A 17,177-nucleotide genomic window follows, 5' to 3' on the forward strand; every position below is an offset into this window, starting at 1 on the left:
TGTTGGGGGATGTTTCTGACAGTGACAAACAGGATGGCCTGTCACCGCTGATGTAAAACATACCCGCCCGTTATGTTAAAAAAATAGAAAATTAATGTTTTTATCTACTGGAGCTTATGAATAACGAGTGTAGAATGTCTAAACTTGTTACCGGTAACACTAATTAGTAACCGTTATTGATAATTTCAAAACATCACTAAAATTTTAACATTTCATGCTGCATTATATGCGGTACTGAGGCAATGTCATGTCAGAACATAAGAATGGTCAATCACGCAGGGATTTTTTGTTAAGAACAATTACTCTTGCGCCGGCGATGGCAGTGGGAAGCACAGCCATTGGTTCACTTGCATTAAGTCCTGCCGCGCAGGCGGCTGAGAGTGCCGCAAACGGGCAGCACTCTCCCCGCGACTATCAACCCGGCTGGTTTACCGCGGAAGAATATGCATTTATCAAAGCGGCGGTCGCTCACCTGATTCCGGCGGATGATCGTGGCCCGGGCGCCCTGGAAGCCGGCGTCCCGGAATACATCGACCGTCAGATGAATACCCCGTATGCCACCGGGGCTAACTGGTATATGCAGGGACCGTTTGCGCCGGACGCGCCGAAAGAACTGGGGTATCAGTTACCGCTGGTACCGCGCCAGATCTATCGTCTGGGTCTGGCGGATGCGGACGCCTACAGTCAGCAACAGCACCAGAAAGTCTTTGCCGACTTACCGGCAGACCAGCAGATCAGCCTGCTGAAAGCCTTTGAAAGCGGGCAGGCAGAATTCAGCCACCTGCCAAGTAAGCTCTTTTTCTCCTACCTGTTACAAAACACCCGTGAAGGATTCTTCAGTGACCCTATCCATGGCGGTAATCAGGGAATGACGGGCTGGAAACTGATTGGTTTCCCGGGCGCCCGTGCTGATTTTATGGACTGGGTAGAACGCGGAGAACATTATCCCTTCCCGCCGGTATCAATTCGTGGAGAAAGAGCGTAATCATGGCGAACGAAATGAAAAAAACAGATGTCGTTATTGTCGGTTTCGGCTGGGCCGGGGCGATTATGGCGAAAGAACTGACCGAAGCCGGACTGAATGTGGTCGCGCTGGAACGTGGCCCGCAGCGAGATACCTATCCGGACGGTGCGTATCCGCAGTCCATCGATGAACTGACGTATAATGTGCGTAAGAAACTGTTCCAGGATCTCTCGAAGAGCACCGTTACCGTCCGGCATAACGCCTCGCAGACCGCCTTGCCTTACCGTCAGTTAAATGCGTTCCTGCCTGGAACCGGTACCGGAGGCGCAGGGCTGCACTGGTCGGGGGTTCATTTCCGTGTCGATCCGGCGGAATTACGTCTGCGCAGCCATTATGAAGAGCGTTACGGTAAAAACTTTATTCCGGACGGGATGACGATTCAGGATTTCGGTGTCAGCTACGATGAACTGGAACCGTTTTTCGATAAAGCCGAGAAAGTGTTCGGTACTTCGGGTAACGCCTGGACCATCAAAGGCCAGGTGGTGGGGAAAGGAAAAGGGGGAAACCCGTTTGCCCCGGATCGTTCAGATGACTTCCCGCTGAAAGCACAGAAACGGACCTATTCCGCCCAGCTGTTTGCGGCCGCCGCCGAGTCGGTGGGGTATCATCCTTATGATATGCCGTCGGCCAATACCTCAGGCCCGTATACCAACACCTATGGCGCGCAGATGGGCCCATGTAACTTCTGCGGTTATTGCAGTGGCTACGCCTGTTATATGTATTCAAAAGCCTCGCCTAACGTCAACATTCTACCGGCCCTGCGTCAGGAACCTAAGTTTGAGTTACGTAATGACTCTTATGTCTTACGCGTCAATCTGACCGACGATAAGAAAAAAGCGACCGGGGTGACTTATCTGGATGCCAGCGGCCGTGAACAAATCCAGCCGGCGGATCTGGTGATCCTGTCAGCGTTCCAGTTCCATAACGTTCACCTGATGCTCCTGTCAGGGATCGGCAAGCCGTATAACCCGATCACTAATGAAGGGGTCGTGGGTCGTAACTTTGCCTATCAGAATATTTCTACGCTGAAAGCGCTGTTTGATAAAAACACCACCACTAACCCGTTTATCGGCGCGGGCGGTGCGGGTGTGGCGGTAGATGATTTTAATGCAGATAACTTTGACCATGCGCCTTATGGTTTTGTCGGTGGTTCCCCGCTATGGGTAAACCAGGCGGGCACTAAGCCGATTTCCGGGTTACCGACCCCGACGGGAACGCCGGCCTGGGGCAGCGAATGGAAAGCGGCGGTTGCGGATACTTACACGCATCACGTTTCGATGGATGCTCATGGCGCGCACCAGTCGTACCGGGTGAACTATCTGGATCTTGATCCGAATTATAAAGATGCCTACGGACAACCTTTGCTGCGCATGACGTTCGACTGGCAGGAGAATGACATCAAAATGTCACAGTTTATGGTTGCTAAAATGCACAACATCGCCAGCGCCATGAACCCTAAACTGATCATGGGTGGCCCGAAAACGCCAGGTACGCATTTTGATACCACGGTGTATCAGACGACCCATATGAATGGTGGAGCGATTATGGGTGAAGACCCGAAAACCAGCGCCATTAACCGTTATCTGCAGAGCTGGGATGTGCCGAATGTCTTTGTCCCGGGCGCGTCAGCCTTTCCTCAGGGGCTGGGTTATAACCCGACAGGAATGGTTGCTGCACTGACTTACTGGTCGGCGAAAGCGATCCGCGAAGTCTATCTGAAAAATCCGGGTCCGTTGGTACAGGCATAAGAGGCACAGACGATGAAAAAAAGACTATTAGCGCTGGTGCTGAGTTCGCTGGCCTTTTCTGCCATGGCTGCCGGGGAAAGCGGACAGGACCTGGTGAAACGCGGTGAGTATCTGGCACGGGCCGGGGACTGTACGGCATGCCATACGAGCGAAGGCGGTCAGCCTTTTGCCGGCGGTTTGCCGATGAAGACACCGATCGGCACGATTTATTCCAGCAATATTACGCCGGATAAGACGTACGGTATCGGTAACTACACCTATGATGATTTCCAGAAAGCTGTGCGTCAGGGGATTGCGAAAAACGGTGAAACGCTCTATCCCGCGATGCCTTACCCGTCCTATGCGGTGGTGAGCGATGATGATATGCATGCTCTGTACGCCTATTTTATGCAGGGTGTCCAGCCGGTGAGTGAACCGGACAAGGCGAGTGATATCCCCTGGCCACTCTCTATGCGCTGGCCACTGGCCATCTGGCGGCATATGTTTGCACCTGACGTCAAACCTGCCGTCGCAGCAGCGGGTGAAGACCCGGAGCTAGCCCGCGGGCGTTATCTGGTGGAAGGACTGGGGCACTGTGGTGCCTGCCATACCCCACGGGCCATCACCATGCAGGAAAAAGCGCTGAATAACAGTGACGGTAATCTCTTCCTGTCGGGCAGTAGTTCCCCGATTGATGGCTGGGATGCCAGTGATTTACGCGGAGATAACCGTGAAGGCCTGGGCCGCTGGAGTACCGACGATATTGCTCAGTTCCTGCGTTATGGCCGCAATGATCATACCGCGGCCTTCGGCGGGATGACCGACGTGGTACAGCACAGTCTGCAATATATGAGTAATGACGATATTCAGGCGATAGCCCGTTATCTGAAGTCTCTCAGCCCGCAGGATCCTAAGCAGCCGGCATTCACTGCGGATGATTCGGTCTCCCGGGCGCTCCTGAAGGGCGATGACTCCATGACCGGGGCCGCTTCCTATGTGGACAGCTGTGCCGCCTGCCATAAAACAGACGGGACCGGCTATCAGCGTTTCTACCCGGCCCTGAAAGGGAACCCGGTGGTATTAGCGAAGGATCCGACATCGCTTATTCATATCATTCTTACCGGAGATACGCTGCCGGGTGTACAGGGTGCCCCTTCGGCCATCACTATGCCAGCGTTCGGCTGGCGTCTGAATGATCAGAAAGTCGCGGATGTGGTTAACTTTATCCGTAGCAGCTGGGGAAATAATGCCTCTTCCGGCGTGACGGCAAGCCAGGTGGCGGATATCAGGAACTCGGAGTTTGTCCGCGGCCATCAGGGCGGGGCGACGATCAAAGACCTGGAAAAACAACAGTAACTTCGCGGTAAGAGAGTGAGGAAAAAACGGGTGGCAGCGATGCCGCCCGTTTTTTATGGGGAATGTTATGCCATCCCTGTCAGATATTTTCCAGGTCCAGCCCGCGGGTTTTCGGTCCGAACAGACCCACAGAGAGCATTACCATCAGCATGCTGAGGATAATAAAGAGGATGACGCCCTGGCTGCCGGCGTAGGCCAGAATAGAACCTATCATGACACTACTGAAAACGGTCGATAAGCGGCTGAAGGAGTAGCAGAATCCGACCGCACGTGCGCGGATATGGGTAGGGAAAATCTCGGTCTGGTAAGAGTGGTAGCTGAAAGTCAGCCAGGCATTGGAATAGGTGATCATAAATCCGCAAAGGATCAGCAGTACCGGCTGAGTTACCAGCGCAAACAGTGTGCCGAAGACAACCGTCATCAGTGAAGAGATAACGATCTGCCACTTATTTTCTATTTTGTCGGCATAGCGACTGCACAGCAACGACCCCAGCGGGTAAGCCAGAGTAATAAAGAAAGAGTAAAGCAGGCTATGGGTCAGCGTAGTGCCTTTGCCGGAAAGCAGGGCCGGTAGCCAGTTGCCGAAACCGAAGAAGCCAATCGACTGGAAGAAGTTCATCACCACCAGCATCAGGGTCCTTTTACGCCATTGCGGGGCCCAGATCTCGCGGAATTTCCCCTGAACCGGGGCTTTTACGCCGGAAGTGTCCACCCGGAAGTCGGTGACCGGAGTCATTCCGCAACGTTTTTCCATGTCACTGAGTACCTGATGAGCCTCCTGATAGCGTCCCTGCTGTGCCAGCCAGCGGGCCGATTCCGGCAGGTTACGCCGGATGCTCCAGATAATCAGCGAACAGACGGCCCCGGCAATGATGACCCACCGCCAGCCTTCCAGTGTCAGAAGAGTTTGCGGAATAAGCCACCAGGACATGATGGCCACGACAGGGACAGAAAGAAACTGGATAAAGAAAGAGAAAGCAAAAGCCCGGCTGCGTAAATGTGCCGGCATCCATTCCGAGAGATAGGTATCAATCGTGACCAGTTCGACCCCCAGACCCACCCCGACCAGAAAACGGCAAAGAATGATGCCTTCTGCACTGTTCTGAAAGGCCATCAGCAGAGAAAACACCCCGTACCAGGCAAGTGCACACATAAAGGTCAGCCGGCGGCCAAATCTGTCTGCATATTTGGCCAGTAAACTGGCACCGAAAAATAAACCGAGGAAGGTGACCGAAGCGAAAGCTGCCTGATCAGAAATGCCAAAAACACCTTTATTCCCCGTATGAAATATCTTAGCTGCCAGTAAACCTGAACTAATATATCCTGTTTCAAAGAGATCGTAGAGTTCAAAAAATCCGCCGAGGGCTAACAGAGAAATAAAACACCAGAGGCTTTTACTTGCCGGTAATGCATCAATGCGTCCGGCGATTGTCGTATTATTTCGATTGGGAGTAGCAGATATCTCTGCTGTAATACAAGACGATGACATAAATAACTTAACCCCGGGCTTACTGTATTTGCAATTCTGCTGATCCACAATTTTTATTGGAAAGGTAAGATAAGCAGTGAACGAGAATGCAGAATAGTCGAAGGAAATAAAAAAGACGAGGGTAAATTTTTAGTCATTAACCGTAATAATAGCGGGGGGATGTTCCGCGAAATATTTTCCCGCGGAACAATACCGTTAATAATAATAACGGAGAGCGGAATTAATCAGAAACTATATCCGACCACCGCATAGTAGCCCCATCCGGTATTTCGGGTAGAAAAATCACCCTGACCAAAGTTAAGGGTTGATCCATCGGCCCACTGTCCGCCGTTATGGAAGTAACGGGCGACCAGAGAGTAATGCCAGTGATCATAGGACAGAGACAGGATATGGCTGGAGGCGATAGAGTTACCGGTACGCACAGGGCCAGCTTTCTCACCCAGATCAGAATCCCAGTCTACGTTAGTAAAACCAATATAGGCGAGGTTACCGCCCCACAGGGTGGTCAGTGGTAACATATATTTAATTTTAAAACGGTAACCGTCCCAGCTATTTTCATTGGCGGCACCGTAGTTCTGCCATTGATATTTAGCGTAAACGTTCATGGATAATGCCAGTTTTGTGCCGGTATCAATATCGGTCCCCAGCCCCATATACCAGGTGTTCTGGCGGTTAGCATTATTCGGGCCCATATCGTAAATATAGTTATTGGCAAAATACCATTCTTTAAAAGGACCAAAGCCCAGGTCAGTGCCGGTCAGCTTATCAATCGAGAAGCGGGGTTCAATTTCCATAAACATGGGTGAACCTTTGTGTCTGTCCCAGATCCCGTTGTCATTCCCGTTGCCGGTCCCGAAGAATTTCGGTAAATCGAGGTACCCATAAAAATCAAACCAGTCTTTATGAGCAAAGGCTTCATATTCCAGGTAGAGATCATTATTTAACTGAGGTCCGAAACGGGTGTGATAACTGCCAACGACATTCACACTCTGATGCCACCAGTCAGAGACATACTCCGGGGAGGAGTCTGCCGCATAGGTATGGCCCGCCACAGAGCCTGCCAGAAGTGTTGCTGCCATCATTATTTTATATTTCATTTTATAGCCACCATTTGCTGAAAACTGAAAGAGCGCATCTGAAGACAGACGCAAAGAAAATGGAGTCAAACCAGATGCATAAGACAGATAAACCGTTGGGTATCCGGAATGATCATGCCGGATATCATACGACAGGAAAGGGAGAATCCTCACAATTGTTATAATCTGTTTCATTTTTTAGCAAAACTAATGTGATCCAGATCACATTAGTATCATTTTTCTTAAGTCTGATGAGGTGGCCTGCGGGAATAGTTTGCCAGAAAACGCTATTTGCCGCGGGCGGGAGCCGGAGACGGAGCGGCGGGAAAGCCTCCCGGGAATGCCTTAAAAGTGAACACGGAGAAATGACTACCCGGAAAAATACATAACAAAGTATGATGATTTACTCCTGGCAGCGTCGATCAGAGGTTGTCGCCGGAAATAAAACCTACGGGGAAGATTATGGCCGCAAGACAGCATCATTATCGTGTGACAGTTCGCTGGACGGGAAACCGTGGCGAAGGAACATCGTCTTATCAGGCCTATGGGCGTGAAGGGGAGTTGCAGGCTGAAGGGCGACAGCCGATTGCACTGAGTGCAGACCCCGCTTTCCGGGGCGACAATACCCGCTGGAATCCTGAACAGCTCCTGCTGGCATCGGTCTCTGCCTGCCATAAATTATGGTATCTGCATTTATGTGCAGATGCCGGTATCGTGGTGGAAGAGTATCAGGATGAGGCCGAAGGGACGATGGTGGAAGGGGTGAAAGGCTATTTTACCGGCATCATACTTAAGCCGCGTATCCGCCTGCAGAATGATCATGACAGGGATCGGGCCACGGCCCTCCATCACAACGCGCATGATGCCTGTTTTATCGCAAATTCGGTTAATTTCCCGGTGGAATGCCGGCCGGAATTTGTGACCAGCGGCGGATAATTTCTTATAGCTCCGGACGACCGGTAACAGGATAACGAATGCAACAGGGTGAAAACCTGCAGGCGATGTATATTTTTGCCCGGGTGGTGGAACAACAAAGTTTCAGTCTGGCCGCAGGGTTACTGGGCGTATCCACCGCTACCGTCAGCCGTGAAATCGCCGCACTGGAAAACCGCCTGGCGATGAAATTATTACACCGCACCACCCGCAAGGTAACCGTCACCGAATGCGGCCTGCTTTATTACCGCTATTGTGAAAGCCTTAGCCGGCAGGTGTCAGCGGCGGACGATTTTATTCACCGCATGCACAGTCAGCCGGCGGGGCAGGTCAGGCTGGTGGCTCCGGTCACTTACGGGTGTCAATGCATCGTCCCGCTACTGCAACCCTTTATGCAGCAAAATATTCATGTGCGTGTCGATCTTGATCTGAGCGACAGAGAACCGGACATGATGCATGATGATATTGATGTGGCGATCGTGGTTCGTCAGCGGCCCCCGGATCAGGGGATATCGCAGCCGCTCTCGGTGATCCATTGGGGACTGTATGCCGCGGAGAGTTATCTGGACAGGCACCCCGGGCTGACGTCACCGGAACAGCTTGGTCGTCACCAGCTACTCACCTTCCACGGACCGGCCCATCAGGCGGCCCTCAGTTTCCGGAAAGAAAAAAAACGCATAGAAGTGAATGCGGTCAGCCGGTTTCGTGCCAATAACAGCATGGCCTTACTTACCGCGGCCTGCGCCGGGGCGGGCATTGCCTGTCTGCCTTCCTATATGGTCCATCAGGCCCTGGCAGAGGGCACCTTACGTCCGGTATTACCTGACTGGCAGCTACCCGGCTATCGCAGCTATCTGCTGCGTAAGATGCAGGATACGCTCTCTTCGCCGGTTACACGGTTATGTGATTTACTGACAGAAAAACTCAGAGACGCCTGATTATTACACCTGCGTAATAATCAGGGAGCAGCCGGTAAATATCTTCCGGCTGCTATGTTTTCCCGCGGCCAGGCATTACGCTTTCTTTTTCTCTTAGCAAAGCAGGTGATTGAAATGGCAGACAACTCCGGGAATATTTCAGAAGAAAACCCCCACTGGCAACGTAATCTCTGGGTTTGTACCCTGGGGTCATTCAGCACATTGATTGCCATGAGTCTGCTGCTGCCTTTTCTTCCCCTTTATCTGCAGTCCTTAGGTGTTAAAGGCACGAGCAGTATTGCCCACTGGTCTGCCGTGGCCTACGGGGCAACCTTTCTGACGGCGGCCCTGACGGCACCGTTATGGGGACGGCTGGCAGATACCTATGGCCGTAAACTGATGCTGATCAGGGCCAGTCTGGGGATGGCTATTGCCATGTCACTGATGGGGATGGCAACAGCGCCGTGGCAGCTGGTCGCTTTACGCTTACTGGCCGGCTTACTGGGGGGTTATGCTTCCGGTTCAATGATTCTGGTGGCAGCACAAACCCCGAAAAAGAAAACAGGGTATGCCATCGGTATCCTGTCCGGCGGGATCATGGCCGGCAATATTGTCGGTCCGCTGGCCGGAGGCGTGCTTCCCGGTCTTATCGGGATCCGCGAAACCTTCCTGCTGACCGGGGGGATTATTTTTCTGGCTTTTCTGGGCACGCTGTTCTTTCTTAAAGAGGAACGCCAGCCGGCCAGACATTCCCCGTCGTCGTCTGCGGTACGACAACCGGCCCCTGTCGCGGTGAAGGTGATGTGGGTCTCTGCGATGTTACTGATTTTCGCCACGATGTCTGTGGAACCGATTATTACCCTGTATGTTGCCAGCCTGATGTCTGATCTGACGCAGGCGACGTTGTTTACCGGCGTTATCATGGCATCCACAGCCTTAGGCAGCATTATCTCCGCTCCGCGTATCGGCGCACTGGCTGACCGGACAGGCCACTGGCGTGTGCTGTGCGTCGGTTTACTGGTCTGTGGTGTTTTACTGATCCCGCAGGCCTTTGTAACCGCGGTCTGGCAGTTGCTGGTATTACGTTTCCTGATGGGGCTGGCGTTAGGCGGGATGTTACCCTGTATCACGGCGATTATCCGGCATCATGCACCGGCCGGACACACCGGTCACTTACTCGGGTATTCCACCTCGGCACAATATATCGGGCAGGTTTGCGGACCGCTGTTTGGCGGAGTGGTGGCTGGTCAGGCCGGGATGCCGGCAGTTTTCCTTGGCACGGCGATAATCATGCTGTCAGCCGCAGGGATCAACCGGGTCTGGTACAGGAAAATGGCATAAAAGAAGACCCCGGCGGACGCCGGGGCCGGAAACACTCAGGCCTCAGCACGGACCTGCGGGGTGATCATGCGGCGCAATAACGGGATAAGCACGGCGATCACGACAGCGGTAATCACCGAACCCCAGCCCAGCAGATTAAAGATATGGCTGTAGCCCGGGTTGGTGGCGACAGGCGTTGTGTTACTGTTATCCGGCATCATGCCAGAGAAATAGTCTGCCAGTACCGAGGCCACTCCGGTCACCATCATCCAGCTACCCATCATCAATCCCTGATGCTGTTTCGGCGCCAGTTTCCCGATCATGGCATAGCCAATCGGCGAGATCAGCAGTTCACCGATACTCTGCAGAATATAACTGATGACTATCCATTTGAAGGCCATCAGACCATTACTGCCCGCCAGTGAGATCCCTACCGGTAAGACCAGCATGCCGAGACCGATAAACACCAGTGAAGAGGCGAACTGCATCGGAATATCAATCCGGTAACCTTTTTTACGCAGGTGGTTAAAGTACATCGCCATTAACGGACCACCGATCACAATGACGATGGTATTAATATTCTGGATCCACTGCGGGGCAACCTGCCAGCCATACACATTCAGGTCGATATTATGTTCGGAGAACAGCATCAGACCCATAGGTGCCAGCTGATAGAGTGACCAGAAGACCAGAGAACCCAGCATCAGGATCAGGTAGGCACCCATACGTGAACGTTCATCTGCCACCGGGTGTTTCAGTGTCATCAGGCACAGCAGGATAAAGATCAGGCTACCGATAGCGATAACAAAATAGCTACTGATGGCGGCATAGGTCAGCATCACACGAATGATCGGTAGCAACACAAGCAGGATTGCAATCCCGGCCACCAGACGCTGACGGTAGGTCGAGGGGCTGACCTGAGTCAGCGGCGTGTTTTTATCTTTCAGGTGACCCCAGAACATGAACGCTGCGATGATAGCGATGATGTTGCCCAGAGAAGCAAACATAAACAGAGCTTTATAATTTTCGCTAAGCTGGTAATAGCCCGCGACAGTAAACCCGATAAAAAAGCCCAGGTTCATCCCGGCATAATTCCACAGGAAAGCGCTTTCACGGCGGTCATCTTCCGGTGCGAAACGCTGAGTCAGCATCATATTGAGGCAGGTAACATTCAGCCCGCTTCCGGTCAGGAACATGGCGAGTCCCCAATAGAGCCCGGTGACTCCGGCGCTGGCAATCAGGTAACAACCGATAACCTGCAACACCATCCCGAGCACAAACAGGTTACGGTTACTCAGATAGCGCCCGCCCAGGTATCCGCCAAACAGGTGGAGCCCATAGTTAAACGCGCCAAATACGCCCATGATGGCATTCGCTGAATCTTCGCTGAAGCCCAGTTTTTTGGTGGCGTACAGTACCAGTGTGGAATAAAGCACGGCAAAGCCGAGTGTGGAAAAGGTCTGGATGAAAAACAGAATGGCTGAGCCACTGATTTTCTCCGGTGTGGTTTTGACTGAAGCGTTCAACGCTTTCCCCTTATTATGCGGATGTTGTGTAAATCTCTGACCGGCACCGTCGTCGCGATGCATTGGAGTTTTGTCAGGATTGTAAAAAAATGCCATCTTTCTGTAAAACTAACAACTGTTAAATCTGATTATTTATGCATTAAATCCGGTCTGATGTTCAAAAAGCCCTTGCCAGCGACGGCTATTGGTAAATAACCAGAATAAAATTCCGCTGATTTTTCCTTCGTTTTTTTATGCAGGGCGTCAGGGCCAGGCGTGACGATACCGGACGTCGGGGGCGAAAGTTTCTGTCTGAAGAAGATGAAAAAATTTAATTGTTTTTACCTATCCGAATGATGTTTTTGATAGTTTATTCCTCGAATAAAGGGCGAGGACCCGGCCAATTCAGCGTTATACTTTCCTGAGTAAACAAAGAGTTGAGTCTTTCATCTATGCCTGGCATGCCGTGCTGGAGATTCTGACCGCTAACCATTTTCATCTCAGGTGTGTTATGTCCCCTTTACAGCTTGCTAATTTTTCAATCAATTTTGTTTTCCAGCCGATGTTTGGTAAAACCGGAGAGTTGTTAGCGGTTGAATGTTTATCGAGGATCACCGCCAACCACCAGGGGACAGCAATCTCTCCGGAATTTTTTTTCCAGAACGTCACACCTGCGATGAGCATTGACATACTTAAAGCACAGATTGCTTTAATTGAGTCTTACCGTGACTGGTTTATCCGCCACAATGTGATTGTGACGGTGAATATCGATGATAAGTCACTGGACTTTGTGAATGCACATTACCTGTCAGAAGGTCACTCCTTTGCCGGTTTCATCCATTTTGAAGTCAATGAGTCTTCAGACAGTCTGGTGCCTGAGCCAAACCATACTCCGGTATTCCATAAGCAGCGGACATTCTGGCTGGATGATTTTGGTTCCGGGCTTTCCGGATTCTCAGCTTTTTTCGATAATCAATTTCGCTATATCAAAATAGACCGATTTTTGTTCTGGAACTTTATGAGTAAGCCTGGCGGAAGCCAGTTGATGGGAGCGTTACTGAACTTCTTTTCATTAAATAATTGTAATGTTGTCGTCGAAGGTATCGAAACCGATCAGCATGAAAAATGGCTGTCTGAAATGCCTTATTATGCGTTACAAGGGAAGCTCTGGAAGGAGCTGACCATTGAAGAGTTGTGCTGTGCCGCCTGATACCGCAGCGTTATGACGTCTGTGGCGCCACAGGCGGTGGAGCCCTGTCTGCTATGCCATAAAGAGAGCAAGCCTTGTGAACATTTCCCTATTTTTATATGTTATTTTACAGGTTCTCTTAAGTAAGAAGGCTTATCTGCTATGGCTGGTGTTAATACTGATCTGCGGACGCTCAGAAATGATCGTTTTGAACTGGTCGCTATCCTGCGTACTCTGCTGAAAGAAAAACATCGTTTGAGCCTCAGTTCGGAAGAGGGACACGATTTCGAATTGTTACGTGTTGAATCCAGCCGTGTTTATCTGAGCCTGCCGCAGGCTGACTTTACGTTACCCGCAACACTTGAGCTCAGTGCAGAAGGGCGTGAAGCAAAAATTATTTTTACCCTGAATGCCGTGCGTGAGGAACAGACCGCCGCGGGGACGATACTGACCGGTGACCTCGGTGATGAGTTTAATTATTTTCAACGGCGCATTAATCTGCGGGTGCCACTGCCACTCTGGAAGAATTTTACCCTGACGTTGCCGTTATCAGGATTCAGTGCCCCCCAACCGTTCATCATCTATGACTTTTCGGTGGGCGGATTAGGCGTCTATACCCCGAATCCGTTGTCACAAAAAATCAAAGTCGGGTCGGTATTTAAGAAAGCATTATTGTCACTGGGTGAATACGGTGAATTTAAAGCCAATATAGAGATCATCGCGCTCAACGAACTGGAAGAAGAACTGCCGGAATATCCGGGATATCAGCAACGTATGTCGGTCAGGTTTACCAATCTGTCACTGATAAATCAGCGTAACTTCCAGAAAATTGCGTATGCGTTTGAAGTTAACTTCAAGCGTAAGCGATAACACTGCCCTGACTTCCTTCCTGTGGCCGGCGTTTTCTTCGGTACTCTTACACCCTGCTGATTCACGATATTCCGCGTGGTTCCTGTCTCAGATGACAGGCTGCGAACGGCCCCGTTACGGGGCCGCGGAAAGGCTTATTTGAACGTAATATTGACGGTGGCAGTGGTACTGAAGGTGCCTACCGTTGGCGTATTGGTAAGCCATTTCAGATATGCGTTGTAACCCACCGGGATGGTTGTCGTAGAGCTGCTGGTAATGGCGGTGGTGGTAAAGGGATTCACCTGACCAAAGACAATCGGTGTACTGGTATTACTCTGAGTCGTCAGATAAATGCCGATGCCGGGTTTGGTGGACGGGATAAGCAGTGTGGAATCACTGGTACTCACATCATTACTGCTGAAACTGGCCACCAGCTGCTGACCGACACAGCCACCGCCAGCGACATTCGCGGTAACCGTAAAGGGTATGGTTTTGGCTATTTTTCCGACCGCAGAGGTTTCACGCATTACGCTACCAAAATTAATATTCGACGGCGAAATGGTGACGGTCGGAGTACACTGTATTACATTGATATTATTGAAGTTGGTCAGGTTGGCGACATAGTTACTGTTGGGGGTGCTGTTAATGCCTAACTCACCATCCACCTGGAAAACTCTGGCCGTACCGATATCAGTAAAGCTGGTCGGCGGGGCAACCCCGGTCGCTTTCAGATAAATAGAGAAGGTAAAACTGATGGTCAGCGGTCTGGCTTGCCCGTAACGACTGTAATACTGAGAATCAGCCACCGTTCCCCGCCCGACATCCAGTGCTTTGGAGGCGACCGCGGTATTGATCGAATCATAATCTTTACCGTTAATTGTCACCCCGACACTCAGGGATGAGTTTACTTTACTCAGGTCGCCCTGAGGGTTCCAGTAGAGCCAGGCATCCTCCCCCTGGGGATGGCTTTGCATATCCCAGCAGGTAAAAGTGGCGGTATAGGTGGAGGAACGCCACAGTACTCTGCCAGCGGTGAAGTCGGATTTAGCGAACGAGACCGAACCAATGGGAAAGTTTTGTGAAATAGAGCCGGTCGGTGAAGGCGTTCCGGCATTACTGCCCTGACGGCAGGAAAGCGCGTAGCTTTGCTGGCTGACGAAGATCGCGCAGAGCACCAGCAGAGAGCCCAATAGTTTTTTTAGGGTGTGCAATGTCATTGCCTGGCTCCTCAGGGGCGTTGGCAGGTCAGTGTAATTTCCTGATATCCGATCGTTTTGGTCTGTTTAGCCAGATTATCGGGAATGAGTAATGAACATTTATCTGTCGGGCCTTCACCCCATTTGACGGTCAGTTTCTCTCCGGAGGCAACACCGGAAACAAAGAGATCACCATTCGTACCCACCGTACCACTATTGCGTCCCTGAGCGTTAAAGACTCCGGCACCAATCTGCGGATAGCTGTGATCCGGCAGGGAAGAGTGGATCAACAGGCTGTGGCCATAGAAGGTATTAAAGTTAACCCGTACAATGGCTTTCTGCGTCGGGACGGTCTGGATGATCGATTGCGGGATATCCAGTCCCGGGCGCATATCTTCGGTATTCAGTGCGATAGTATTGTATCTGTACGGTGTCACGTTATTGATAATGGCGTAACCAAAACGGTCAATTTTAACGCCCGGCGCATTCAGAATGCCGACGCCTTCAGCGTTTTTCGCTTTGACAATAGCAAAGGTATCTCCCAGCGGCTGCGACAGCGTGACGCCGCCGGAGTGAACCACAACCCCGCCACTGGCACCCAATGAAGTCTGGGTATAATTGTTACTGTAGCTATAGCTACCGTTAAGATTACCCATACTGCCCTGATAACCCATGTTAGCGCCGCTGTTTTGTCCGCCGGATTCGGTATGTCCGGTGCTGACGCCGTAGCTCAGACGGTTATCATCCAGCAAGGTTCCGGAAACGCCGGTGTTATAACTGTCACCCGATTTCTGATCATGGGCCAGCTGAGTGGTAGAGACAATCACGTTGTTATGGTTGTTCCAGACCAGCGGGATAGAAAGCGTCATGTTGACGCTGTTGTCCGAATAACCGTACTGGGATCGGGTCGATTGCCAGTAGACACCATAGCTGACACCCTTCCAGGAGTTTGAGTACCCCAATTGCACGGTGCGGGTTTTCTCGCTGGTGCCCCAGTAACGTTGCTGGTTAGCGTTGACGTAGACACTGCCATAACCTTTAAGGTTCTGGTTAATCGACAGTTCCATGCGCTCACGTTTGTTGGCATAGATGTTCGAGTAATAGGTAGCGTTATTAGTCTGAGCCCAGCCGGGGGTACCGATAGCCGTATCATTCGGGTCGATATAGTCGCTTTCGTACTGTCCGTCTCTCCAGTCGCGTCGTTCCTGCACGGCATCACTGAAATCATAATATCCGGAGGTCGAATACCGGTAACCGGCCAGCCTGAAATCGGTCCCCATGCTATCCAGTGATTTAGCATACAGAATACGATAGCTTTGACCTTGTTTAGTATCACCAGAGGCCAGATTGGTTTTGGCATAACTGCCATCCAGGGAGACGGCCCCCAGGTTTCCGAGGCCGGTTCCCATGCCCATCACGGCCGACTGATAGTTATCAGCGACGATGACGCCACCGTAAGGGGTCAGGTTATGGCTGATCCCGCGGGCCACGGTGCCCTGAATAAATTGCGGCTGATATCCACTGATGCCATCGTGATAGCGACCGGCGGTGACTTCATAATTCCACAGTCCGTCACGCAACATATTGGTGACAGACGAATAGGCCACGGTAAAGTTTTTCTGTGTCCCGTCGGCTTCCGTCACGGTGACATACAACGTACCGCTGGTATTCGGGTAGAGATCATGGATTGCAAACGGGCCTGGCGGCACCGTTGTACTGTAGACCAGATAACCGTTCTGACGGATAGTCACCCGCGCATTGGAGGAGGCCACCCCACGGACGACAGGCGCGTAGTTACGCATACTGTCCGGAAGCATGTCATCAACACTACTGAGTTTTACGCCGCGAAACTGGATGCTATCAAAAACACTGTTGCTGGTGGAGGACTGCCCTATCAGCAACCGGCTACGCATGGCGATAATATCGGTCTCTGCCCAGCTGGAGATATTATTCCAGTGGGAACCGCTGACATTATCGTGGGTATAGTTACCGTTCTGACGTAAACGCCAGCGTCCCAGGTTAATTCCGTTATTCAGCGACAAGAAACTGTACTCACTGTCTTCAGAGGAGTAGTTTCCATGATAATTATTTTTATCATAGTTCGCTGTGTAATTAATAAAACCGGCATTCACCCCCTGATCCCAGATACGGGTCGGGATGGTTCCTAACGGCACGGTTTTCAGATGGGTTTGCGGGACGGTCAGATCGATACGCTGTTGGGTAATATCCGGGTCAACCTTACCGTCGGGGATATATTTCCTGAGGTCGACGCATTGCTGACCCGCCAGGGGGGCCGGCAGAATAATGCCATAGCCGTATAGTTGCTCAGTACTGAAACAGGGACGGACACCGTCCGGTGAACGAATAAAGGTCACCGGCAGGCTATCGACTTTCTGTGAATTAAGGTAAATATCAAACGGATAGGTGCCAGGCTGAATACTGTCACCGACCGATACCTCGCGTGCAGAATTGAGGTTGGCCGCACCATGAACAAATTGCATATTAAACTCTTCAGCGCTTGCGCCTGACACTGCCAGCAGACCCGGTAATGCAACGACAAGCGTCAGAGTGTAATTTGTCTTTTTTTTCATGGTAA

General features: G+C 51.4%; 13 protein-coding genes. 8 read left to right on the forward strand and 5 right to left on the reverse strand.

Annotated features, from left to right (window positions below):
* The first annotated feature begins 247 nt into the window (after positions 1 to 247).
* Genes JK223_RS10335 through JK223_RS10345 form a run of 3 tightly spaced genes read left to right on the forward strand, consistent with a single transcriptional unit; the run spans position 248 to position 4,107 of the window.
* The gene (locus JK223_RS10335; RefSeq protein ID WP_212714109.1) at positions 248 to 985 is read left to right on the forward strand and encodes a gluconate 2-dehydrogenase subunit 3 family protein; all 738 of its coding nucleotides are present in this window, start codon (positions 248 to 250) and stop codon (positions 983 to 985) included.
* 2 nt (positions 986 to 987) lie between these two features.
* The gene (locus JK223_RS10340) at positions 988 to 2,772 is read left to right on the forward strand and encodes a GMC family oxidoreductase (protein WP_212714110.1); all 1,785 of its coding nucleotides are present in this window, start codon (positions 988 to 990) and stop codon (positions 2,770 to 2,772) included.
* A 12-nt stretch (positions 2,773 to 2,784) separates the two neighbouring features.
* A complete protein-coding gene (locus JK223_RS10345) occupies positions 2,785 to 4,107 on the forward strand; it encodes a cytochrome c (protein ID WP_212714111.1) in 1,323 nt (440 codons plus the stop codon).
* A gap of 79 nt (positions 4,108 to 4,186) precedes the next feature.
* Here JK223_RS10345 and JK223_RS10350 read toward each other — a convergent pair whose 3' ends face one another.
* Together JK223_RS10350 and JK223_RS10355 are read right to left on the reverse strand one after the other, a co-directional pair.
* The gene (locus JK223_RS10350) at positions 4,187 to 5,596 is read right to left on the reverse strand and encodes an MFS transporter (protein WP_212714112.1); all 1,410 of its coding nucleotides are present in this window, start codon (positions 5,594 to 5,596) and stop codon (positions 4,187 to 4,189) included.
* Between the two features lie 224 nt (positions 5,597 to 5,820).
* On the reverse strand, positions 5,821 to 6,693 hold the full coding sequence (locus tag JK223_RS10355) for a nucleoside-specific channel-forming protein Tsx (RefSeq protein ID WP_212714113.1): 873 nt from the start codon (positions 6,691 to 6,693) through the stop codon (positions 5,821 to 5,823).
* A gap of 441 nt (positions 6,694 to 7,134) precedes the next feature.
* Between JK223_RS10355 and JK223_RS10360 the strand changes: the two genes are divergently transcribed.
* From JK223_RS10360 to JK223_RS10370, 3 genes are all read left to right on the forward strand, one after another.
* Positions 7,135 to 7,608 carry an OsmC family protein gene (locus tag JK223_RS10360; RefSeq protein ID WP_212714114.1) on the forward strand — a complete coding sequence of 158 codons (474 nt, stop codon included), beginning with the start codon at positions 7,135 to 7,137 and terminating at the stop codon, positions 7,606 to 7,608.
* A gap of 38 nt (positions 7,609 to 7,646) precedes the next feature.
* Positions 7,647 to 8,543: a LysR family transcriptional regulator gene (locus JK223_RS10365; RefSeq protein ID WP_212714115.1), complete on the forward strand. Its 897-nt coding sequence runs from the start codon at positions 7,647 to 7,649 to the stop codon at positions 8,541 to 8,543.
* A 114-nt stretch (positions 8,544 to 8,657) separates the two neighbouring features.
* Positions 8,658 to 9,863 carry an MFS transporter gene (locus JK223_RS10370; protein WP_212714116.1) on the forward strand — a complete coding sequence of 402 codons (1,206 nt, stop codon included), beginning with the start codon at positions 8,658 to 8,660 and terminating at the stop codon, positions 9,861 to 9,863.
* Positions 9,864 to 9,898: 35 nt separating this feature from the next.
* Here JK223_RS10370 and JK223_RS10375 read toward each other — a convergent pair whose 3' ends face one another.
* The gene (locus tag JK223_RS10375) at positions 9,899 to 11,431 is read right to left on the reverse strand and encodes an oligopeptide:H+ symporter (protein ID WP_212714117.1); all 1,533 of its coding nucleotides are present in this window, start codon (positions 11,429 to 11,431) and stop codon (positions 9,899 to 9,901) included.
* 427 nt (positions 11,432 to 11,858) lie between these two features.
* Here JK223_RS10375 and JK223_RS10380 point away from each other — a divergent pair, with 427 nt between their 5' ends.
* Together JK223_RS10380 and JK223_RS10385 are read left to right on the forward strand one after the other, a co-directional pair.
* Complete coding sequence (locus JK223_RS10380) at positions 11,859 to 12,557, forward strand: EAL domain-containing protein (RefSeq protein WP_212714118.1); 699 nt, start codon at positions 11,859 to 11,861, stop codon at positions 12,555 to 12,557.
* A gap of 141 nt (positions 12,558 to 12,698) precedes the next feature.
* Positions 12,699 to 13,406, forward strand: a complete 708-nt coding sequence (locus JK223_RS10385; protein ID WP_212714119.1) for a hypothetical protein — start codon at positions 12,699 to 12,701, stop codon at positions 13,404 to 13,406.
* A 134-nt stretch (positions 13,407 to 13,540) separates the two neighbouring features.
* Here JK223_RS10385 and JK223_RS10390 read toward each other — a convergent pair whose 3' ends face one another.
* On the reverse strand, positions 13,541 to 14,602 hold the full coding sequence (locus JK223_RS10390) for a fimbrial protein (protein ID WP_212714120.1): 1,062 nt from the start codon (positions 14,600 to 14,602) through the stop codon (positions 13,541 to 13,543).
* 11 nt (positions 14,603 to 14,613) lie between these two features.
* Positions 14,614 to 17,172 (reverse strand): fimbria/pilus outer membrane usher protein, encoded by a 2,559-nt coding sequence (locus tag JK223_RS10395; RefSeq protein WP_212714121.1) that lies wholly within the window; start codon positions 17,170 to 17,172, stop codon positions 14,614 to 14,616.
* Between the last annotated feature and the right edge of the window lie 5 nt (positions 17,173 to 17,177).

Origin of the sequence: Tatumella sp. JGM118, from assembly GCF_018257515.1 — a bacterium.
Classification (GTDB): domain Bacteria; phylum Pseudomonadota; class Gammaproteobacteria; order Enterobacterales; family Enterobacteriaceae; genus Tatumella; species Tatumella terrea.